Here is a 20352-nt window from a genome sequence, read left to right as displayed (position 1 = left end):
TTGTGCAGCGGTTTTCCGAAAAGATCATGCTCAAACAAAATACTAAGGATACATCCGCGCCTTGGACCATGGTTGGCCGGCCGCGTCACGACGAAATTCGATGCGGTCGTGCAGGCGGAATGGGCGATCGTGCCAGAACTCGATACGCGACGGCGTGATGCGCCAGCCGCTCCAGCCCGGCGGTCGCGGCACCTCGCCGATCATGTGCTTGGCGGCGACCTTGGCGATCGCCTGCTCGAAGGCGAAGCGGCTCTCTAGCTCTTGCGACTGCTTGCTCGCCCAGGCGCCGATCTGCGCCTGCTTCGGACGGGTGGCGAAATAGGCGTCGGCTTCGGCCTCGCTTACCGGCGTCACGTTGCCGCGGATGCGGACCTGCCGGCGCAGCGACTTCCAGTGAAAAAGTAACGCGGCCTTAGGATTTGCGGCGAGTTCGCGGCCCTTCTGGCTGGCGATGTGGCTGTAGAAGACGAAACCCTCGGTATCGAAGCCTTTCATCAGCACCATGCGCACGTCCGGCAGGCCGTCGGCGTCGACGGTCGAGAGCGCCATGGCGTTCGGATCGTTCGGCTCGCTCTTGATCGCCTCGTTCAGCCAAGCCTCGAACAGCGCAAAAGGTTCGTCGGCGGCGGTGAAATCACCGGATGTTAAGGGTGTCTGGTGTTTCATCGGGGTCGTGTCGGTCATGTCTGGAGTCCGAGTTGCGTCCTGCGGCCCAAAACGCGTTGTTGTCCGCTACCGCCCTATATAGGGCATGGGGACGCGTTGGCCTATCGACGATCCGGCCGTCCGGCGTCGTCATGACGATCGTTCTGATCGGGCTTGGCACCGGCGGTTGCAGCTTTTCCCGCAATGACAAGAGTGCCTACGCCAAGGCCGACGACAGCGATCTCACCGGCTCGATCACGATGTCGGCGAAGGAGGCGGCTCCGACCGAGACCGATCTCGCCTTCGCCCGCAATGCCGCCTCGGACATCCTGAGCAAGGGCGACAAGGATTCCAGCCAACACTGGGAGAATCCCGAGACCGGCGCCCGCGGTTCGGTGACGCCGATCGCGCAATCCTATGCCGCCGAGGACGGCCGCAAGTGCCGCGACTTCCTCGCGAGCTATGTCAACGGCACCACCGAAAGCTGGCTCCAGGGCGCCGGCTGCCAAAGCAGCCGTGGCCGTTGGGAGATTCATACGCTAAAGCCGTGGCGGAGTTAGAAATCGGCTCCGCGAGCTAGTTGCAAAAATGCCACTCGCCCCCACATGAAGCCCAGGTGGGGCGGGGAGCCCTTTGAACATATCGATTTCCTGAAGGAGACGTGACGGATGCGCGACCCCTACGAGGTCTTGGGGGTGCCGCGGAGCGCCAATGCTGCCGCGATCAAGAGCGCCTATCGCAAGCTTGCCAAGAAGCACCATCCCGACAACAACCAGAACGATCCGCGGGCCGCCGAGCACTTCGCCGAGATCAACACGGCCAACGAGATCCTCGGCGACGAGGATAAGCGCAAGCAGTTTGATCGCGGTGAGATCGGCGCCGACGGCAAGCCGCGGTTCCAGGGCTTTCCCGGCGGCGGCGCCAGCGGGCCGCGCGGTCGCGCCGGTCCCGGCGGGTTCGAAAGCTACACGTTCCGCAGTGGCGGCGCGGGTCCTGGGCAGGGCGGCGGCGCGTTCGAGGACATCCTCAACAGCATGTTCGGCGGTGGGCAGCGTCCGCGGCCCGGGGCCGGCGGTGCCGGGCAGTTCGAATTCGACACCGGCGGAATCGGGGTCGATCTCGACCTGAATGTAGCCATGACCGTTTCGCTGGAAGAGTCGGTGCAGGGCGGGGAGAAGCGCGTCCGGCTGCCGACGGGCAAGGAACTCAACGTCAAGATTCCGGTCGGCGTGGTCAGCGGCCAGCAGATCCGGCTGAAGGGGCAGGGCGAGACCGCGCAGGGCCACCCGCCGGGCGATCTCCTGATCACGATTACCATTGCACCGCATTCGTTTTTCAAGGTCGAGGGTGCCGACCTCAGGATCGACCTACCGGTCACGCTCTATGAGGCGGTGCTTGGCGGTAAGGTCCGCGTGCCCACACTCGGCAATGCAGTGGAGCTGTCGGTCCCGAAAAACACGTCCAGCGGCCGGACCTTCCGCCTTAAGGGCAAAGGATTGCCAAAAGCAGGCGGAACCGGGGATCTCTTCGTCACTATCAGGATTATGCTACCGGACGGGAACGACGCCGAGCTTGAAGCATTGATGGAAAAGTGGCGGGACCAACACCCCTACAATCCACGTAGCGGGCTCGGTTAGGGCGAGATCGGCAGCTGAAGGGGTTCTCCTAAAGACTGAGAGCGTCGTCCATGGAGATGATGCTCATCATATGCCGAGGCGTGGTAGCCCCTGTTGGCTCACGTGCTCGACGTGTCGGCTGCCCGGCGGGGCAGCCGATAAAAAGGTGCGGCCTCGAGAGGGGGACCAGCGCGGTACCAAAAACCCCAATCGAGGCCGCCCGCGTCGATCGGCGGATCGAACGCTGCTCATTTTCGCGTGATCATCCGGTGCGATAATGAGACGCGCCGATGTCTTGATTCCAAATTTTCAATGTCGGAATCGAGGCACCGCGTTTGCGTGGTTGTCTAGGTGCCTTTTTTCTCTGCCTGGTCGTAGACCGCCTGCGCCACTTTGGTCAGCCGGTCCCGGTCGCCGCCACCGCTGACGACGTAGCCGACGCCGCGCTCGGCCCAGAACAGCGCCCCGTCCTTTTCCGTTCTGGCGTAGCGCATCTGCGTCGCGCCGTTCTCGGTCTTGGCGGTGTAGATCGTGTACCGCTCGCCCGAGGCGCCCTCGTACATCAGGAACGACGCCGGACCGTTCGGCCCAGGCAGGAGCCGGCCGCCGACGAGCTTCAGCCCGCTCGCCTCCAGGTTCGGTGCAAACACGGTCCAGCCGCAGCGCCGGGTCAGCCAGGCCTGAAGGTGGTCGCGCTCGTTGCCACCGACCTCGACGGGGTGGCGAACCTCGACGACGTAGAGGCGGTGTGCGTCGAGCGCGTCGGTCGTAAAGTTCTGGAAGGTCGAGGGGGCATTGGCGGCGCCATGCGCGACCCAGCCGGCGGTGCCGCCGGCGACGAAGGCAACAAGCATCGCCGCGGCGGCGCCATAGAGCCACTGGCGGGGCCGGCGCTCCAGCCGCTCGAGCTCCAGCCGCGCCGGCACCTGCTCCTGGGCGACGGAATCGTAGCGGGCGTGCAGCATCTCGGCCACGGCGCGCCAGGACTGCACGCGCTCGGCATCGTCAGGGTGGGCGACTAGCCAGGCCTCGACGTCGGTGCTGCGCTCGGCCGGCAGCTCGCCGTCGACATAGGCGTGCAGTTCGTCTTCTGTGAGGGGAATATTGCGGTCGTTCATATCGGTCGTCTCTGGCTCTGCGGCCCAAAATATCTTACGCGGTTCAACTGCGCTGCTTCCCACTCCACGCAGGGCAAGCGACATGCGCAATGCATCCACCCTGCCATTACTTCACCCGCTTGAGCGCCGGGCGCTCACCCTCCAGCGAGGCTTTAACGTGGGCACGGGCGCGGGCCAGGCGCGACATCACGGTGCCGATCGGCACGCCCTGGATGTCGGCGACCTCGCGATAGCTCATGCCCTCCAGCATCACCAGGAGCAGCACCGAGCGTTGCTCCTCGACGAGCGTCGCCAGTGCCTTCTCGATATCGCGCCCTTCGGCTTCGGTCCCGCTGGCATCCGGGTTGTTCTCCGTCAGCTGCATGAATTGCGGGCGCCTTGCCAGCGAGCGCCGCCGGTTCTTGTTGAGGTTGGTCAGGATCGTGTAGAGCCAGCTCCTGACATCGCCCCCGAGGAACAGGCGCTCTGAACGCAGCGCCCGCACCAATGTATCCTGCACCAGATCGTCGGCCGCATCCGCCTCGCGCGTGAGCGCGCGGGCGTAGCGGCGCAACGCCGGGATCATTGCTTCCACACTTTGTCGAAACGCACTCATTGCGGTCTTGACGTCCTGGTGTCCGGCGCGAGTGCCACAACGATCATAACACCCGAGCGGAACAGCTATTCCGGCGCTCGAAACAGCGTTAACGCCGCGTATTAGGACTGTACCGCAAAGGAGGGCTGGTGTACCTCCAGACCTCACCGAGAGCTCGACGGGACGTTAGCAAATGGCGCAGAATTCAGGTCTGATGCAGGGCAAGCGCGGGGTCATCCTCGGTGTTGCCAATAACCGTTCGATCGCCTGGGGCATCGCCAAGGCATGCCACGCGGCCGGCGCCGAGCTCGCCTTCACCTATCAGGGCGATGCGCTGAAGAAGCGCGTGGAGCCGCTCGCCGCCGAGATCGGCGGGCTCGTGCTCGGCCATTGCGACGTCACCGATGCCGCGACCATCGACGCGGCCTTCGCGGTGCTGAAGGAGAAGTGGGGCAAGATCGATTTCCTGGTGCACGCGATCGCCTATGGCGAGCAGCTGGATGGTCGCTACGTCGACACCACGCAGGAGAATTTTTCGAAGTCCATGCTGATCTCCTGCTATTCGTTCACGGCCGTGGCGCAGCGCGCCGAGAAGCTGATGACCGACGGCGGCTCGCTGATCACGCTCAGCTATTACGGCGCCGAGAAGTGGATGCCGCATTACAACGTGATGGGCGTGGCGAAGGCGGCGCTCGAAGCGAGCGTGCGCTATCTCGCGGCCGATCTCGGCGAGAAGAACATCCGCGTCAACGCGATCTCGGCGGGTCCGATCAAGACGCTCGCGGCGTCCGGCATCGGCGATTTCCGCTATATCCTGAAGTGGAACGAGGCCAACGCACCGATGCGGCGCAACGTGACCACTGAAGATGTCGGCGGCAGCGCGCTGTATTTCCTCTCGGACCTGTCGCGAGGCGTCACTGGCGAGGTGCACCACGTCGATTCCGGCTATCACGTGCTCGGCATGAAGCGCCCCGACGCGCCTGACATTTCGTTCGGTAGCAAGGACTAACCTTTACCTGGAATGCCCGTGCCTACGATCTATTACCTTCGCCACGGCGAGACCGAGTGGAATGCGCTCGGGCGGCTTCAGGGCACCAAGGACATTCCGCTGAACGCGCGCGGCCGCGGTCAGGCTGTGCAGGCCGGGGGCATTCTCGCCGATCTGTTCAAGCGCGACGGCCGCGACAAGACTGCATTTCCCTACGTGTCGAGCCCGCTTGGCCGCGCGCGGCAGACCATGGAACTGGCGCGGGGCAAGCTCGAACTGCCGCCTGCGGACTACATGCTCGACGATCGCCTGCGCGAGATCGGCTACGGCGCCTGGGAGGGACTGACGCTGGCCGAGAGCGAGGCCTCCGATCCCAATGTCTACGCCCGGCGTCTCGCCGACAAATGGACGGTGGGCTCCGCGGACGGGGAGACCTACGCCGAAGTACAGGTCCGCGTGCGCGCCTGGTACGACCAGCTTCGGACCGACACCGTCGCGGTTGCCCATGGCGGCACCTGCCGGGCCCTGATGGTTTCACTCGGCCTGGAGACGCCGTCGAGCGCCGCCGAACTCTATATCGAGCAGGGCGCAGTCTATGTGTTCCGCGACGGGCGGCTGGAGAAGTTTAGTTAAGCCGGTTGGCCGTCTCCCGTGGCGGCTGCGGGTTTGACCCCCGGCCCCCCGCGCGTTACCACACGCGGGAACCAAGCCAGCGAGCCGCGATGTCCTTCAACACCTTCGGCCACATGTTCCGCGTCACCACCTTCGGCGAGAGCCATGGGGTGGCGATCGGCTGCGTGGTCGACGGCTGCCCGCCCATGATCCCGCTCGTCGAGGCAGACATCCAGGGCGATCTTGATCGCCGCCGGCCCGGCCAGTCGCGCTTCACGACCCAGCGCCGGGAGCCAGATCAGGTGAAGATCCTCTCCGGCGTGATGGCGCATCCGGAGACCGGCGTACAGGTGACGACGGGCACGCCGATCGGGCTGCTGATCGAGAACACCGACCAGCGCTCGAAGGATTATTCCGAGATCAAGGACAAGTTTCGCCCGGGTCATGCCGACTTCACCTACGAGGCCAAATACGGCCTGCGCGATTACCGCGGTGGCGGTCGCTCTTCGGCGCGCGAGACGGCGACGCGCGTTGCCGCCGGTGCGATCGCACGAAAAGTGCTGCCCGACGTCAGGGTGCGCGGCGCGCTGGTGCAGATCGGTCCGCACAAGATCGACCGCGACAAGTGGGACTGGGACGAGATTGCCAAAAACCCGTTCTTCTGTCCCGACAAGGACAAGGCCGCGTTCTTCGAGACCTATCTCGACCGCATCCGCAAGAGCGGCTCCTCGATCGGCGCGGTGGTCGAGGTCGTCGCCGAAGGCGTGCCGGCCGGCCTTGGTGCGCCGATCTATGCGAAGCTCGATTCCGAGTTGGCAGCCGCGATGATGACCATCAACGCGGTGAAGGGCGTCGAGATCGGCGCCGGCTTTGGCGCGGCGGAATTGACCGGCGAAGAGAACGCCGACGAGATGCGCACCGGCAATGACGGCACGCGCTTTCTGTCCAACCACGCCGGCGGCGTGCTGGGCGGCATCTCCACGGGACAGCCGGTGGTGGTGCGCTTTGCGGTGAAGCCGACCTCGTCGATCCTGCAGCCGCGTTTGACGGTCGATCGCAACGGCGCCGACACCGAGATATTCACCAAGGGCCGCCACGACCCCTGCGTCGGCATCCGCGCCGTCCCCGTCGGCGAAGCCATGATGGCCTGCGTCTTGGCCGATCATTTTTTGCGCGACCGCGGGCAGGTGGGGCGCTAGCGCTGGGTGGGTCGCTTGTGTCGCGCCACCAGCCCACCGCGCAGCTTGACGATCCCACAACTTCGTCCGCAAATGCGGACATGCAAAACTCCGAACTCCAGCGCATCACCAACTGGTTGATCGACGGCGCCAGGTCATCGGGGACCCCGTCGGAGATGATCGCCGACGTCTGCGAACATCTGGTCGAAGCCGGCTTGCCGCTGTGGCGGTTCGGCATCTTCATTCGCACGCTGCATCCGGAAATCTTCGGCCGCAATTTCATCTGGCGGGAAGGTCAGAAGGTCGAGATCGGGACCGTCGATTTCGATATCCTGGACACGCCCGAATTCGCCAGGAGCCCGCTTCGTATCGTGTTCGAAGAGGGGATCGAGGTCAGGGGCCGCATGGACGACCCCGACAGCAAGCGCTTTCCGTTCCTCGATGACATGCGCGCCGAAGGCGTGACCGACTATATCGCGGTGCCGATGCCGTATTTCGACGGCTCGATCCACGCAACGAGTTGGGTCACGCGGGATCCCGGCGGCTTCAGCGATGACGACATCGCGGCGATCCGCACCCTCATAGCACCGCTTGCGCGCGTCAGCGAGATCATCAGCCTGCGCCGCACCGCCGAGATGCTGCTCGACACCTATGTCGGCAATCGTGCCGGCGCGCGTATCCTCGGCGGCCAGATCCGCCGCGGCCACAACGACACCATGCAGGCTGCGATCTGGCTCTCCGACCTGCGCGGCTTCACCGCGCTGTCGGACCGGCTGCCGGCCGAAACTGTGGTCGAGATCCTCAATCACTATTTCGACTGTCAGGTCACCGCGATCCGGGGCCATGGCGGCGAAGTCCTGAAATTCATGGGCGACGGCTTGCTCGCGGTGTTCCCGATCGACGAGTATGTCGGCGATGCCGCCCATGTCTGCTCGCGCGTGCTGGAGGCGGCGCGCGAATCCCGCGCCAGCGTCGAGGCGCTCGCCTTTCCGGTCGGCGACGTCATCGAGCGCTTCCGCTTCGGCGTCGCGCTCCATGTCGGCAACATCCTCTACGGCAATATTGGCGGCGGCAACCGCCTCGACTTCACTTGCATCGGCCCCGCGGTCAACCTTGCCGCCAGGCTCGAGAAGATCACGGGTCGGCTAGGGCGGACCATCGTGGCCTCGGAAGGCTTTGCCAATGTCTGCCAACACGACTGGCACGAGCTCGGAGAATTCCCGATCGCGGGATTTTCCAAGGCGCAGCGCGTGTACGGGCTGGCGGAGGAAGCGCCGGCGCTGGTCGACTGAGTGCTACTCCTCCGGCTCCGTCGTGAACAGCAGCGGATAACCCTTGGTGCGGGCGGCATCCGTTGCGCGGGTGGCCTTGGTCTCGGCGACGTCCCTGGTGAACACCGCGACCACGCAAGCGCCGAGCTTGTGGGCGGTGATCATCACCTTGTAGGCCTGATCCTCGGTCATCCGGAATTCGGCCTTGAGGATCATGGTGACGAATTCGCGCGGCGTAAAGTCGTCGTTGATCAGGATGACCTTGTGCAGCTTCGGGCGCTCGACCTTGGTCTTCGTCCTGGTTTTCGGCTTGATGACGGTGTCGTTCATTCCGCCTCCCGGATACGGCGGGCTCGGGTTCCTGCCGGCGCGCTCAGCGCGCGGCCTTCTCACCATATTGCAGGACGTGCACCTTCTCCAAGGTGATCAGGCCGCTCGACATCATGCCATCCAGGAAGGGCAGGAATGCGTTGATGTTGTCCTCGCTGTCGACGATCTCGATCAGCAGCGGTAGGTCTTCCGACAGCCGCAGGATTTTCGAAGTGTGCAGCCGGCTGGACTTTCCGAAGCCCATCGGACCGCGCAGCACGGTGGCGCCGGCCAGATGCCGCTCGCGCGCCGTCATCACGATCGCTTCATAGAGCGGCTTGCCGTCGAAATGGTCGTTCTCGCCAATGAAGATCCGGAGCGAAACTGCCTGATTGGGAATTTGCATGGTCAGCTCCTTGTCAAGCGGTTGGTGCGGCTGGCCATCATATGGCCTGCCCATACCGATACCAGCCAGCAGATGACGGACGCCGCGATATAGGCGAGCGCCGTATATTTCATGCCGTCGTGGAACAGGCGGAAGGTCTCCAGGCTGAAGGTCGAAAAGGTCGTGTAGCCGCCGCAGAACCCGGTCATGACGAACTGCCGGTGCTCGGGCCGCGCCAGCACGCGGCCGTCGGGCCCGGTCAGCGTCGCGTAGAAGCCGATGATCAGCGAGCCGGTGGCGTTGATGAACAGCGTCGCGACGGGGAAGCCGGGGCCGGTGTCGAGCGCGAGCCCGACGAGGTAGCGCGTGAGCCCGCCGACGATGCTGCCGGCGGTAACCCAGGCATAGAGCATCGCGGTGCGCCGGCGATCGGCGGAGGAGGGGGACTTCATCTGCCTCTAGACTCCCAGAGTGTCCGCGAGGAGGAAGCCGCAACTGACGGCCGCAAGGCACAGCCCGACCGAGCACACGACATTGCCAAACGCGTGCATCGGCTCGCCGTTCCGCGCCAGCGTCAGCGTTTGCAGGCTGAACGAGGACACCGTGGTGTAGCAGCCGAGAAAGCCGGTCACCGCGAACAGCCATGGATTGGGCGTGGCGAAGGCCGAGCCGGGATGGGTCGCCAGTGCGCCAAAAATCCCGATCAGGAAGGCGCCGGTGACGTTGATGGTCATGGTGCCCCATGGAAACGTCTCGCCCATCCGTCGCGCGATCGCGCCGGAGACGAAATAGCGCGCACAGCCGCCCAGCACGCTGCCGATGATGATCGCAAGCACTCCGCTCAGCACGACAAACAGCCCCCCGTCATCATTTTTGCTCCGTTGCCAGCCCGTTGCCGACGGCGAACAGCCCCATAAGCGCGACCAGCGCGAAGCCGAGCCCGGCCAGGAACGTGCCGGCCGGACCATAAGTATCCCACAGCGCGCCGGCGATCACGCTTGCGGCCAGCAAGGCAAGGCCGGTGAACAGGTTGAAATAGCCGAACGCGGTGCCGCGCAAGCTCGGTGGCGCGGCGTCGGCGACGAGGGCCGAGAGCAGGCCTTGCGTCAATCCCATATGCAGCCCCCATAGCACGACGCCGAGTGCGAGGCCCCCAAGGCTTGGTAGCAGCGCGAGCGCGAGATCGGCGCCGGCGAGCAAGACGAGGCCGAGCGCGAGCAAGCCGGTGCGGTTGATCCGGTCCGAGAGCACGCCGGCCGGATAGGCCGACAACGCATAGGCGATGTTCATCAGCACCAGCACGGCCGGCACCCACATCACATTGAGCCCAATGTGCTGTGCGCGCAGGATCAAAAAGGCCTCGCTGAAACGCGCGAGCGTGAAGACCACGCCGACCGCCACGACGCGCCAGTACACGGATCCGAGCTGCCGCATCGCGGCGCGATTGAGCGGGTTTTTTGCAAGCTCCCGGCTCGGATCTGGCTCCGGTTCACTCACCGCGAACGCGATCAGTCCGAATGACAGGAAAGCCGGCAGCACCGCCACCCAGAACACCGCCGTAAAATTGTCCGCCGTCCACCACATCAGGGCGATCGCCACGAGCGGCCCGACGAACGCGCCGACGGTGTCGAGCGACTGCCGCAGGCCGAAGCTCGCGCCGCGCAGGCCGACGGGTGCGATATCGGCGATCAGCGCATCGCGCGGCGCGCCGCGAATGCCCTTGCCGACGCGGTCGATGAAGCGCGCGGCAACCAGCCATCCGACGCTGGGGGCAAGCGGGAATAGCGGTTTTGTCAGCGCTGCTAGCCCGTAGCCGAGCGCTGCAAGGAGCTTGCGCCGGCCGAGCCAGTCGGACAATGCGCCGGAGAAGATTTTCGTGATCGAGGCGGTCGCCTCCGCAATGCCCTCGATGAAGCCGACCGTGAGCGTGGAGGCGCCGAGCACGGTGACGAGATAGACCGGCAGCAGCGCGTGGATCATCTCGGAGGAGACGTCCATCAGCATCGACACGAAGCCGAGCACCCAGATTCCCCTGGGCAGCCCCGCACGCGCAGCAATCGGTGTCGTCGTCGTCACGTCCAGGACTTCTCCTTGCCTTCTCCTTGGCCTCCCCTTGGGCCTGCTCCTTGGCCTTCGCGTCCAGCCAACAAAAAACCCGCCAGCGGCGGGTTTGTCCATGCTCCCGCAAAAGGCAGAGGCTTCATGTTGCCCCTCCTCAAGCAGGAGTCATCAGCCCACTACGGTCACAGGCCGGCGGGCGGTTGTCGGGGGACTCCATCCCCATCTGTGCGGCCAGCCTAGCATGGAAATCGCGCCGGACAAATGGGCGGGGCGCTCTGTCCAGTGGCCCGTCATTCCGGGAGGGCACCGCGAGCGACGCCATGACGATGCCGGCGATCGCGCAGTTCCAGCGGCGCGAGCGCGGCAACATGGCGGCAGCTTTGCGTAAAGCGACGCAAATCCCAACTCGCAAATCCCTAACTGGAATGTGAAGCGCAAGCGATCTTCGGACTTTGCGGCAAGGCGTTTGCATGTCACCATCGCGCCATACGACGGGAGGCTGCGATGCGCTTGCTGTTCTCGATCGGGGTTGTGCTGGTGACCGGCATGTTTGCCGGAGGGGACGTCGCGGGCATCGCGGCACCAGGACCCAAATTCGAGTCGCCTAAAAATCAGCCGCAGCGGCAAGCAGCCGACAGGGACGCGCAGACGGTCGATGTCGAGCTGATCCTCGCGGTCGACGTATCCTACTCCATGGACATGGACGAACTCGCGATCCAGCGCGAAGGCTATGCCCAGGCGATCCAGTCGAAGGAATTCTTGCAGGCGCTGAAGCTGGGTCCGAACGGCCGGATCGCCGTGACCTATTTCGAGTGGGCCGCCTCGACCGACCAGAAGATCATCATTCCCTGGCGGCTGATCGACGGACCGGAGACCGCCGATGCCGTCGCCGCCGAAATCCTGAAGACGCCGATCCGTCGTGCCTCGCGCACCTCGATCTCCGGCGCGATCACTTTCGCGATGCCGCTGTTCGATGAAGATCCCTATCGGGGCTTGCGGCGCGTGATCGACATTTCCGGCGACGGTCCCAACAACAATGGCACTCCGGTCACGGTGGCGCGCGATGCAGCGATCGAGAAGGGCATCGTCATCAACGGCCTGCCGATCATGGTCAAGGAGCCGTCCTATTCGACCATGGATATCGACAATCTCGACTTCTACTATGAGGACTGCGTCATCGGCGGCCCCGGTTCTTTCGTGATTACGATCAAGGACCGCGACAAGTTCAAGGAAGCCATCCGTACAAAGCTCTTGATGGAGGTTGCGGGCCGTATGCCGGAGCGTCCGGTGATGCGCGTTGCGGGCAAGGACAAGGAGCCGCGTGTGAACTGCATGATCGGCGAAAAGATCTGGTCGGACCGCTGGGGGCGCTAAACGCGCTACCGCCGAATGAGACGTTTTGCCCTATTTGCTTCTGATAGAATTTTAACCATGCGTTAACCGTCGCGTGGCCCTAATTGGCTGTTTCCAATTGTTTCCGGATAAAGTTCTGACCTTGTTGTCGGGGCGCGAACGAAGCGGACCTGTCAGACAAATCCGCCGAGCAATCAAATGGCCATCGTCACGTCGAGCACCAGCCAGATTTCGCCCGCCAACGAGCGGGTTTATCACCAGAGCGCCCTGCTCGGTGACTGGAAGGGCAATTGGGCGGGCAACAACCAGCCCGTCGGCTTCAAGGTCGTGAACATCCGCGGTGCCCGGGCGCAGGTCGAGTACACCCATAACGGACACACCGAGCGCGGTTTTGGCGAGGTCAGTGGCGCGCTTCTCACCTTCGGTAACATCACGGTCGGCACCAAGGACGGCAAGAGTTTGGTGCTCTTGTCCTCCGCGGGCGCTGGCAAGCAGACCGCGACGCTGGATAAGCAGGCGCCGCCGGCCTCGGACAGCCGTCTGATGGGAAGCTGGGGCGGCTATTCCAGTGACAATGGCAAGAGCGCGAGCTTCCGTGTGCTCGGGGTCAACGGCAACGAGGCCCAGGTCAGCGTCACCACTGACGGCGTCACCCGGCAGGGCACCGGCACCGTCTACAAGAACGTCATCATGTTCGGGCAAGCGCAGATTGCGACCGATGACGGGCAGAACGGCAAGATCATCTACCAGGTCGGCAACAAGTCGTTCATGGTTCCCGTGACGAAATATCCGCCGTCCGATACGTCGTCTTCGGTCGACAAGACCGCTTAACGCCTCACCGTCGTTTGCTTGCGGCATGATCTCAGCGCCGCCACGGTACTGCAATCGAACGCTCCGGCTACTTGGCGGCGAGCGGTTGCAGTCGCAGCACGCCGTTGTCCGGCGCTTCCGCCTGCATGGTGATCAGCGTCATCGAGACCAGGTCGTAATAGCCAATCAGGCCGATGATATCCGTGATGCCGCGCCCGTCGAATTTCTGTTGCGCCGCGCGGTAGATTCGTCGGAGCCCTTCTTGGCGCGGTGCGAACCGTGCAAGAGCTCGGGAACGCATGCGGGAGTTGAATGGAACGACGCCCGGGCGTGTCAGCTCCACTGGCATTCGCGGCAACCGTCGCGTATAATTTCCGCACTTCCTTGACGGTCACCTGAATGCTCAGTCTCGCAGCTCCACGCGCCCTCGCAACTGTCTTCGCCGTGCTTTGCCTCGGCGGAGCAACGGCTCATGCACAAGTGGCGCCTCTGAGGTATTGGATACCGGGCGGTGCTTTCGGCTTTGGCGGAACTAGCAGCCAAAGAGCCGATGCCTACGGTAATTTTCCAAGCTTCAAGGCCGGCGATGCAGACGGAAGCTACGATTTTCGTCCCGGGTTCTTTGTCGGGAGCGAACGCGGCAGTCTCGGTTTGAACGGTCTCAGCCAGAGCGCCTCCGTCGGCAATTTCAGCGCGCTCTCTTATGATGGCACGCAGTTCGGTTACAACACCAAGACCGCGGGCGGCATGCCCGTCACGTTCTTTGCCGGTTTCGACACGCTGAAATACAGTGGCGGCATTGGCAGCTCGCTTGCGCCGCTCACCTCCAGCGCCTCGCCCGGCTACGGCGCATTTGCAGGTGTCGAGTTCAAGCCGACCTCCAACCTCAGTCTGTCGTTCGGCGCCGGTTTCATTCAGCAGCAATCGGGAAACATGGACAGCGACATCAACTCGTCGATGCTGCCCGGCGAGTCGCCGGCATTGGGCGTCCTTCGGCGGTAGAGCATGACCCCGGAAGGTATGCCGCGGTTTCCCGAAAAGTGCACCCTCAAACATAAGAACTAGCGCGTAAAGCGCGCCACCAGCTCGACATGCGGCGTGTGGCGGAACTGGTCCACCGGCACGACGCCGTCGATCCTGTAGCCGCCATCGATCAAGAGCCGTGCGTCGCGGGCAAAGGTCGCGACGTTGCAGGAGACCGCGACCACCACGGGCACCTTGCTCGCGGCGAGCTTCAACGCCTGGGCCTGCGCGCCCTGGCGCGGCGGGTCGAACACCACGGCATCGAAGTCGCGCAGCTCCGGCGGCACCAGAGGGCGGCGGAACAGGTCGCGCGGCTCGGCCTTGATCGGCTTGAGCCCCGGCGTACGCGCGGCTTTTTCGAGCGCTGCAATGGCGCCGGCGTCGTTGTCATGGGCGGTGACGCGGGCCTTTTCGGCGAGCCGCAACGCAAACGGGCCGACGCCGCAGAAGAGGTCGAGCACGTTCTTGGCCTTGCCGATGCGCTCCGCGACGAGAGATGCCAGCGTCTCTTCGCCCGCAACGGTTGCTTGCAGGAACGAGCCCGGCGGCAGCGTCACCTCGGCGCGACCCATCTGCAGGGTCGGCGCCAGGCGTTGCAGCACCAGCTCGCCATGCCGCGTCAGCCGCGCCAGGCGGTGCTGCTCGGCGACGCGCGACAGCGCCGTCACAAGGGGCGTTGGCAGTGGGCCGGAGCCGCGCAAATGGACATCGAGACCGTTGGCAGTGGCAGTGACCTGGATGTCCAGCGGCTTTGTCACCGACATCTTCGACGTCAGCAGCTCGGAGAGTGCCCAACCCGCATCGAGCGCACCCTCGAGCCCGGGATCGAGGATCGGGCAGCGATGGATCGGGATGACATCGTGTGAGCTAGCAGCAGAAAAACCCACCTTGAGGATGTCATGCGTGCCGAACCGGCCGTGCAGCGTGACGCGCCTGCGGCCCGCGCCGTGGGCGTCGACCAGTGGCGCCACCTCGCAGTCGATGCCGGCTTGCGCCAGCGTCTCGACCACGATGCCGCGCTTCCAGACCTGATACGGTTCAGTCGCCCAGTGCTGGATCGCGCAGCCGCCACAGACGCCGAAATGCGGACAGAACGGTGCGATGCGCTCCGGGCTTGCGACATCCACCGCCAGCAGCATGCGGCGGTCAGGATGGTTGCCGGCGACGTGGCCGACCTCGACGGTCTCGCCGCCGAGCGTGTAGGGTACATAGACCGCATCGCCCGCAGCCCGCGAGACGCCGTCGCCACGATGGCCGACGTGATCAATCTTCACGCGCTCAACCACGTCGCGCGCCCAGGAAGAATTCGATATTGCCGTCGCCGCCGGTGATTGCCGACGGGAACACTTCGATATCGGTACAGCCGAGCGAGGCGGCAAAGGCGGCGACGTCGTTGCAGATCTCCTGACGCACGGCGGCGTCGCGGATGATGCCCTTCTTATTGTGCTTCCGGTCCGCCTCGAATTGCGGCTTGATCAGCGCCAGCAGGCTCATCGGTGCGGCCGCCAGGGATAGCGCCACGGGCAGCACCGTCTTGAGCGAGATGAAGCTGACGTCGATAACGACGACATCGGGCCGCGCCGGCAAGCGCTTGCCATCATAGGCGCGGATGTCGGTCTCTTCCATCGACACGATTTTGGAGTGACCGCGCAGCGAGGGATGCAACTGGTTGGTGCCGACATCGACGGCAAAGACGAGGCTCGCGCCGTTCGCCAGCAGCACCTCGGTGAATCCGCCAGTGGAAGCGCCGACGTCGAGGCAGACATGGTCCTCGATCTCGATCCTGTAGCGCTCAAGCGCGCCGGCGAGCTTGACGCCGCCGCGGGAGACATAGGGGTGTGCGGGCTCGGCCCGGATCACCGCATCCTCGGCGATGGTCTCCGACGGTTTTGCGACCTGCTTGTCATCGGCAGTGACGAGCCCAGCCTCGATCGCCGCGCGCGCCCGCGCCCGGCTCTCGAACAGGCCACGCTCGACCAGCAATACATCCGCGCGCTTGCGGGCAGGGGACATCGGTTCTCCGAAAGAGAATTTGCGCTTATATAGCGATCAATCGCGCGGCTGCCATCCGGACGCAAGCCTCGAAGGCGGCCAGATCGTGCCAGACGTCGATCGGCATCTGCGCAGGCGTCACCAGCGGGCAGCCATGCAGCTCCAACGCGTGGATCATCATAAGATTATCGACGAGTCCAAAGTCTTCGACCGTCAGCCCCTGCGCGTCGACCAGCCGCCCCTCTTCGGACGTCACATCCACGAAGCGCCCGACACGGTCGGCATAGGCAGCGCCGTCGTTGGAATAGGCGAGGCAGAACTTGCGGCGGCCGGCCATGTAGCCGAGCTCGTAGACGGTGCCGGGATCGGCGCCGGCGCCGCGGAACGGCGTGAGGTTTGCGATGATGGCATCGGCCGCGTCCATCATCGCCTCGTTGCCGCAAAAGATCTGCCGCGACGCATCAGGCGCGGCGAGGTCGATCTCGTTGTCGAGGGGATAGAGGCCGGTGAGGCCGTGAGCGGCGCAGATCGCGGCTTTCTGCCGGCCGATCTCGACCGCATCTGGCAGGAACACGTCGGGGCCTGCCAGATAGATTTTCATGAGAGCTGCTTCCCAGAAGGTCGAAGCTCGCTGTTAGGCGAGCTTGACCGTCTCGGCCTTGACGTCCTTGCCGAGCGCCTCGAATACCTTGGCGACGATGCCCTTGGCATCGAGACCGGCACGGCCATACATCGCGGCCGGCGTATCGTGGTCCTGGAACACGTCGGGCAGCACCAGGGAGCGGAAACGCACCATGCCGCTGTCGAGCGCGCCCTGATCGGTCAGGAATTGGGCGACATGCGAACCGAAACCGCCGACCGAGCCTTCCTCGATCGTGATCAGGATCTCGTGGTCGCGGGCGAGCTTGAGCACCAGCTCGGTGTCGAGCGGCTTCATGAAGCGCGCGTCGGCGATCGTGGTGGAGAGGCCGTGAGCTGCGAGCTCGTCGGCCGCCTTCTCGCATTCGGCGAGGCGCGTGCCGAAGGAGAGCAGGGCGATCTTGCTGCCCTCGCGGACCACACGGCCCTTGCCGATTTCGAGGGGAACGCCGACGTCGGGCATTTCGACGCCGCGGCCTTCGCCGCGCGGATAGCGCAGCGCGCTCGGGTGGTCGTTAATCGCGACCTGGGTTGCGACCATGTGGACCATTTCGGCTTCGTCGGACGGCGCCATGATGACCATGTTCGGCAGACAGCCGAGATAGGCGTTGTCGAACGAGCCGGCATGCGTCGCGCCGTCGGCGCCGACGAGGCCGGCGCGGTCGATGGCGAAGCGGACGGGCAGGTTCTGGATCGCGACGTCATGCACGATCTGGTCGTAGCCGCGCTGCAGGAAGGTCGAGTAGATCGCGCAGAACGGCTTGTAGCCTTCGGTGGCAAGACCTGCGGCGAAGGTCACCGCGTGCTGCTCGGCGATACCGACGTCGAAGGTGCGGTCGGGAAACGCCTTGTTGAAGATGTCGACGCCGGTGCCGGACGGCATCGCCGCGGTGATGGCGACGATCTTGTCGTCCTTTTCGGCTTCCTTGACGAGGCTCGCGCCGAATACGTTCTGATAGGCCGGCGCATTCGGCTTGGACTTGGCCTGGGTGCCGGTCGCGACGTCGAACTTGACGACGGCGTGGTACTTGTCGGCGGAAGCTTCCGCCGGGCCGTAGCCCTTGCCCTTCTGGGTCACGACGTGGACCAGGATCGGGCCGGTCTCCATGTCGCGGACGTTCTTCAGTACGGGCAGGAGATGGTCGAGGTTATGGCCGTCGATCGGGCCGACGTAATAGAAGCCGAGCTCCTCGAACAGAGTGCCGCCGTCCATCATGAAGCCGCGGGAGTATTCCTCGACGCGGTTGGCGCGGTTGGCGAGGATCTTCGGCAGGCGCTTGTTGATCTGCTTGGCCGCATCGCGCAGCGTGCGATAGGTCTTGCCCGAGTAGAGCCGCGACAGATAGGCACTCATCGCGCCGACCGGCGGCGCGATCGACATGTCGTTGTCGTTGAGGATGACGATCAGGCGCGAATTCATCGCGCCCGCATTGTTCATGGCTTCGTAAGCCATGCCGGCTGACATCGCGCCGTCACCGATCACGGCGATAACGTTGTTGGTGCCACCGGAGAGGTCGCGCGCGACCGCCATGCCGAGCCCGGCAGAGATCGAGGTCGAGGAATGGGCCGCGCCGAACGGATCGTAATCGCTCTCGCTGCGCTTGGTGAAGCCGGACAGGCCGCCACCGGTGCGCAGCGTGCGGATGCGGTCACGCCGGCCGGTGAGGATCTTGTGCGGATAGGCCTGGTGGCCGACGTCCCAGATCAGCCGGTCGCGCGGCGTGTCGAAGACGTAATGGATCGCGGTGGTGAGTTCGACCACGCCGAGGCCCGCGCCGAAGTGACCGCCGGTGACCGAAACAGCATCGATGGTCTCCTGCCGCAGCTCGTCGGCGACCTGACGAACCTGCTCGATCTTGAGCTTGCGCAAATCATCCGGCGTCCGGATGGTGTCGAGAAGCGGCGTCTTACTGTATGCGTTCACGGCGATTTCCAATTTGTCAGCGCCGGAAGATCGTTCCGGCGCGCGATGGGTTTGCACAATATCGGCGCAGCGCGAGTCCTTAAACCGTCGGAGCCACCTGCATGGGGCAATGCCCCGTCTTCAAGCTTAGGTGAGCCTAAGTGCGCTCCGGTTCAGTCTCTGTGATCCATGTCACGTAGGTCGGCTTCGTCCGGTCCCAACCAATTTCATCAGCAGTTTGAAGCCCTTGTTGTCGGTAATCGGTGCCCACACAAGGCTTACAAAAAGCCACACTGCGCGCAGCTTTACACCAAAGCTTGGGCCAAAGCCAACCCGCTGGCCTGCTTACGGGGCATGCCGGTGCAACTGGCGGGCCAGAGTGGTTAATCGTGGCGGGAGCGGAAGAGTTCCAGTTTTGCCCGGTTCCTCGGCAGGATTTCAGCCGAGAGGGAGGTCGTTTCGATCGGATTTGCGGAGCCGGAGCGCTTCCGCGCAGGCAAATTCTTGGGGTTCCCGCCTGGCTGCTGGGCCTCATGATCGGGAGATCGGCGTGCGATCGTGAAAAATTGCGGGGCGGCGGATGCTTGAGACGGGCGGCTTTGAAGTGCGGCGCCCTTACTGGACGTCGAGCGGCGCGGTGCCGGTGGCCTGGCCGCTGGCATCGGTGGTGATCTTGTCGACGCGCGCCTCGGCTTGGCGCAGCAACTCCTCGCAGCGGCGCTTCAGGGCCTCGCCGCGCTCGTAGATTGTCACGGATTCCTCAAGCGGCACCTTGCCGTCCTCGAGCCGCTTCACGATCGTTTCGAGCTCCTCAATGGCGCGTTCGAAGGTCAGCCTGGAGATGTCCATTTGGGTATTTTCGGCCATATAAGTTTCCGATTGCCCGATTCGCTTCAGATCAGAAAAAGCAGAGTTTTGCGGGCGTAATGTGGCGAGTGCGTCAGGCGCCCATCAGGGCGCCGACATGCGCCGTAACAGATTCTTTCAATCCTTGCAGATCGTAGCCGCCTTCGAGCACAGAAACAACGCGGCCCCCGGCGCTCTTGTCGGCGAGGTCCATCAGCTTGCGCGTCACCCATGCATAATCCTCGGCGCGCAAATTCAGCGACGCCAATGGATCGCGATAATGCGCGTCGAAGCCGGCGGAGATGACGAGCAACTCCGGGCTGAATTTTTCGAGCTGCGGCAGGATCAAATTCTCGAACGCAATGCGGAATTCCGGCCCGCCATCCTCGGAGGCGAGCGGCGCGTTGACGATGGTGTCGTGGTCGCCGCGCTCGCCTTTCGCGCCAGTGCCCGGAAACAGCGGCATCTGGTGCGTCGAGCAGTACATCACGGTCGGGTCCGACCAGAAAATGTCCTGCGTGCCGTTGCCGTGATGCACGTCGAAATCGACGATGGCCGCGCGTTGGATGCCGTATTTGCGCTGCGCGTGGCGCGCGGCGATTGCGACGTTGTCGAAGAAGCAAAAGCCCATCGGCTTGCCGATCTCTGCGTGGTGGCCGGGCGGGCGTACCGCGACGAAGGCGTTGCGATGCTCGCCCGCCATCACCGCATCGGTCGCCGCGACCGCGCCGCCGACGCCGCGCATCACCGCTTCCCACGTGCCCGGCGACATCGAGGTGTCGCCGTCGATATAGACCTGGCCGCTGGTCGGCGCGATGTGGCGCAGCTCCGTGACGTAGTCCTCGTTGTGGCAGAGCGTGACGAGATCGAGATCGCCCTCCGGCGCCAGGTCGCGCACCAGGAACTGGAAGCGCTCATGCGACAGCGCTTCCTCCACGGCGCGCAGGCGGTCCGGCCTTTCAGGGTGTCCCGGCGGCGTGACGTGGTCGAGGCAGGCCTTGTGGGAGAGGAGAAGCGTACTCATCAGGT

General features: G+C 64.4%; 24 protein-coding genes and 1 riboswitch. Of the genes, 9 read left to right on the top strand and 15 right to left on the bottom strand.

Features of this window, described 5'->3' with window-relative positions; translation table 11 throughout:
- Positions 1-42: 42 nt before the first annotated feature.
- The gene (pdxH, locus tag ABIB00_RS16935; RefSeq protein ID WP_354045980.1) at positions 43-684 is read right to left on the bottom strand and encodes a pyridoxamine 5'-phosphate oxidase; all 642 of its coding nucleotides are present in this window, start codon (positions 682-684) and stop codon (positions 43-45) included.
- A 113-nt stretch (positions 685-797) separates the two neighbouring features.
- On the opposite strand from pdxH, the gene ABIB00_RS16930 reads away from it, so the two are divergent.
- Both ABIB00_RS16930 and ABIB00_RS16925 read left to right on the top strand, forming a co-directional pair.
- Positions 798-1205, top strand: a complete 408-nt coding sequence (locus ABIB00_RS16930) for an RT0821/Lpp0805 family surface protein (RefSeq protein WP_345946830.1) — start codon at positions 798-800, stop codon at positions 1203-1205.
- Between the two features lie 108 nt (positions 1206-1313).
- On the top strand, positions 1314-2282 hold the full coding sequence (locus tag ABIB00_RS16925) for a DnaJ C-terminal domain-containing protein (RefSeq protein ID WP_354105119.1): 969 nt from the start codon (positions 1314-1316) through the stop codon (positions 2280-2282).
- 326 nt (positions 2283-2608) lie between these two features.
- Here ABIB00_RS16925 and ABIB00_RS16920 read toward each other — a convergent pair whose 3' ends face one another.
- Together ABIB00_RS16920 and ABIB00_RS16915 are read right to left on the bottom strand one after the other, a co-directional pair.
- Complete coding sequence (locus tag ABIB00_RS16920; RefSeq protein WP_354105118.1) at positions 2609-3379, bottom strand: anti-sigma factor family protein; 771 nt, start codon at positions 3377-3379, stop codon at positions 2609-2611.
- Positions 3380-3485: 106 nt separating this feature from the next.
- A complete protein-coding gene (locus ABIB00_RS16915; RefSeq protein ID WP_354045984.1) occupies positions 3486-3974 on the bottom strand; it encodes a sigma-70 family RNA polymerase sigma factor in 489 nt (162 codons plus the stop codon).
- 172 nt (positions 3975-4146) lie between these two features.
- On the opposite strand from ABIB00_RS16915, the gene fabI reads away from it, so the two are divergent.
- The 4 genes from fabI (at position 4147) to ABIB00_RS16895 (ending at position 8023) form a co-directional block, all read left to right on the top strand.
- Positions 4147-4962: an enoyl-ACP reductase FabI gene (fabI, locus tag ABIB00_RS16910; protein ID WP_354105117.1), complete on the top strand. Its 816-nt coding sequence runs from the start codon at positions 4147-4149 to the stop codon at positions 4960-4962.
- 12 nt (positions 4963-4974) lie between these two features.
- The gene (locus tag ABIB00_RS16905) at positions 4975-5574 is read left to right on the top strand and encodes a histidine phosphatase family protein (RefSeq protein ID WP_354105116.1); all 600 of its coding nucleotides are present in this window, start codon (positions 4975-4977) and stop codon (positions 5572-5574) included.
- A gap of 89 nt (positions 5575-5663) precedes the next feature.
- Positions 5664-6752, top strand: coding sequence for a chorismate synthase (aroC, locus tag ABIB00_RS16900; protein WP_354105115.1), 1089 nt, complete (start codon positions 5664-5666; stop codon positions 6750-6752).
- Positions 6753-6832: 80 nt separating this feature from the next.
- Positions 6833-8023: an adenylate/guanylate cyclase domain-containing protein gene (locus ABIB00_RS16895; protein ID WP_354105114.1), complete on the top strand. Its 1191-nt coding sequence runs from the start codon at positions 6833-6835 to the stop codon at positions 8021-8023.
- 3 nt (positions 8024-8026) lie between these two features.
- Here ABIB00_RS16895 and clpS read toward each other — a convergent pair whose 3' ends face one another.
- Genes clpS through ABIB00_RS16870 form a run of 5 tightly spaced genes read right to left on the bottom strand, consistent with a single transcriptional unit; the run spans position 8027 to position 10772 of the window.
- Entirely contained in the window at positions 8027-8332 is a 306-nt protein-coding gene (gene clpS / locus ABIB00_RS16890) for an ATP-dependent Clp protease adapter ClpS (protein WP_247441851.1), read from the bottom strand.
- A 43-nt stretch (positions 8333-8375) separates the two neighbouring features.
- The gene (locus ABIB00_RS16885; protein ID WP_247348056.1) at positions 8376-8717 is read right to left on the bottom strand and encodes a DUF190 domain-containing protein; all 342 of its coding nucleotides are present in this window, start codon (positions 8715-8717) and stop codon (positions 8376-8378) included.
- A 2-nt stretch (positions 8718-8719) separates the two neighbouring features.
- Positions 8720-9148 (bottom strand): fluoride efflux transporter CrcB, encoded by a 429-nt coding sequence (gene crcB, locus ABIB00_RS16880; protein ID WP_247348058.1) that lies wholly within the window; start codon positions 9146-9148, stop codon positions 8720-8722.
- 6 nt (positions 9149-9154) lie between these two features.
- On the bottom strand, positions 9155-9544 hold the full coding sequence (gene crcB, locus ABIB00_RS16875; protein ID WP_456650910.1) for a fluoride efflux transporter CrcB: 390 nt from the start codon (positions 9542-9544) through the stop codon (positions 9155-9157).
- Between the two features lie 19 nt (positions 9545-9563).
- Entirely contained in the window at positions 9564-10772 is a 1209-nt protein-coding gene (locus ABIB00_RS16870; RefSeq protein WP_354105113.1) for an MFS transporter, read from the bottom strand.
- A gap of 137 nt (positions 10773-10909) precedes the next feature.
- Positions 10910-10987, bottom strand: a riboswitch (Fluoride riboswitch).
- A gap of 274 nt (positions 10988-11261) precedes the next feature.
- On the opposite strand from ABIB00_RS16870, the gene ABIB00_RS16865 reads away from it, so the two are divergent.
- Positions 11262-12131, top strand: a complete 870-nt coding sequence (locus ABIB00_RS16865; protein WP_247348061.1) for a DUF1194 domain-containing protein — start codon at positions 11262-11264, stop codon at positions 12129-12131.
- A 177-nt stretch (positions 12132-12308) separates the two neighbouring features.
- Positions 12309-12941 carry a hypothetical protein gene (locus ABIB00_RS16860; RefSeq protein ID WP_354045997.1) on the top strand — a complete coding sequence of 211 codons (633 nt, stop codon included), beginning with the start codon at positions 12309-12311 and terminating at the stop codon, positions 12939-12941.
- Between the two features lie 67 nt (positions 12942-13008).
- Here the strand turns inward: ABIB00_RS16860 and ABIB00_RS16855 are convergent, their stop codons facing one another.
- Positions 13009-13269 (bottom strand): hypothetical protein, encoded by a 261-nt coding sequence (locus ABIB00_RS16855; RefSeq protein ID WP_354105112.1) that lies wholly within the window; start codon positions 13267-13269, stop codon positions 13009-13011.
- Between the two features lie 50 nt (positions 13270-13319).
- On the opposite strand from ABIB00_RS16855, the gene ABIB00_RS16850 reads away from it, so the two are divergent.
- Positions 13320-13922 (top strand): hypothetical protein, encoded by a 603-nt coding sequence (locus tag ABIB00_RS16850; protein WP_354045999.1) that lies wholly within the window; start codon positions 13320-13322, stop codon positions 13920-13922.
- A gap of 59 nt (positions 13923-13981) precedes the next feature.
- On the opposite strand, the gene ABIB00_RS16845 is transcribed toward ABIB00_RS16850, so the two are convergent.
- The 6 genes from ABIB00_RS16845 to ABIB00_RS16820 form a co-directional block, all read right to left on the bottom strand.
- On the bottom strand, positions 13982-15229 hold the full coding sequence (locus ABIB00_RS16845; RefSeq protein ID WP_354105111.1) for a class I SAM-dependent RNA methyltransferase: 1248 nt from the start codon (positions 15227-15229) through the stop codon (positions 13982-13984).
- Positions 15222-15956, bottom strand: coding sequence for a TlyA family RNA methyltransferase (locus ABIB00_RS16840; RefSeq protein ID WP_354105110.1), 735 nt, complete (start codon positions 15954-15956; stop codon positions 15222-15224). Before ABIB00_RS16840 ends, ABIB00_RS16845 begins: the two co-directional genes overlap by 8 nt.
- Positions 15957-15981: 25 nt before the next feature.
- Entirely contained in the window at positions 15982-16536 is a 555-nt protein-coding gene (locus ABIB00_RS16835; protein WP_247441839.1) for a nucleoside 2-deoxyribosyltransferase, read from the bottom strand.
- A gap of 33 nt (positions 16537-16569) precedes the next feature.
- Positions 16570-18498 (bottom strand): 1-deoxy-D-xylulose-5-phosphate synthase, encoded by a 1929-nt coding sequence (dxs, locus tag ABIB00_RS16830; protein WP_354105109.1) that lies wholly within the window; start codon positions 18496-18498, stop codon positions 16570-16572.
- A gap of 594 nt (positions 18499-19092) precedes the next feature.
- Positions 19093-19344: an exodeoxyribonuclease VII small subunit gene (locus tag ABIB00_RS16825; RefSeq protein WP_247441837.1), complete on the bottom strand. Its 252-nt coding sequence runs from the start codon at positions 19342-19344 to the stop codon at positions 19093-19095.
- Positions 19345-19417: 73 nt separating this feature from the next.
- Positions 19418-20347: a histone deacetylase family protein gene (locus ABIB00_RS16820; RefSeq protein WP_354105108.1), complete on the bottom strand. Its 930-nt coding sequence runs from the start codon at positions 20345-20347 to the stop codon at positions 19418-19420.
- Positions 20348-20352 lie beyond the last annotated feature (5 nt).

The organism is Bradyrhizobium sp. LB14.3 (genome assembly GCF_040547985.1).
In the GTDB taxonomy this organism is placed as follows: Bacteria; Pseudomonadota; Alphaproteobacteria; order Rhizobiales; family Xanthobacteraceae; genus Bradyrhizobium.
Note: the sequence above shows the minus strand (reverse complement) of the source record. Positions and strands in the feature narration are given on the sequence as shown.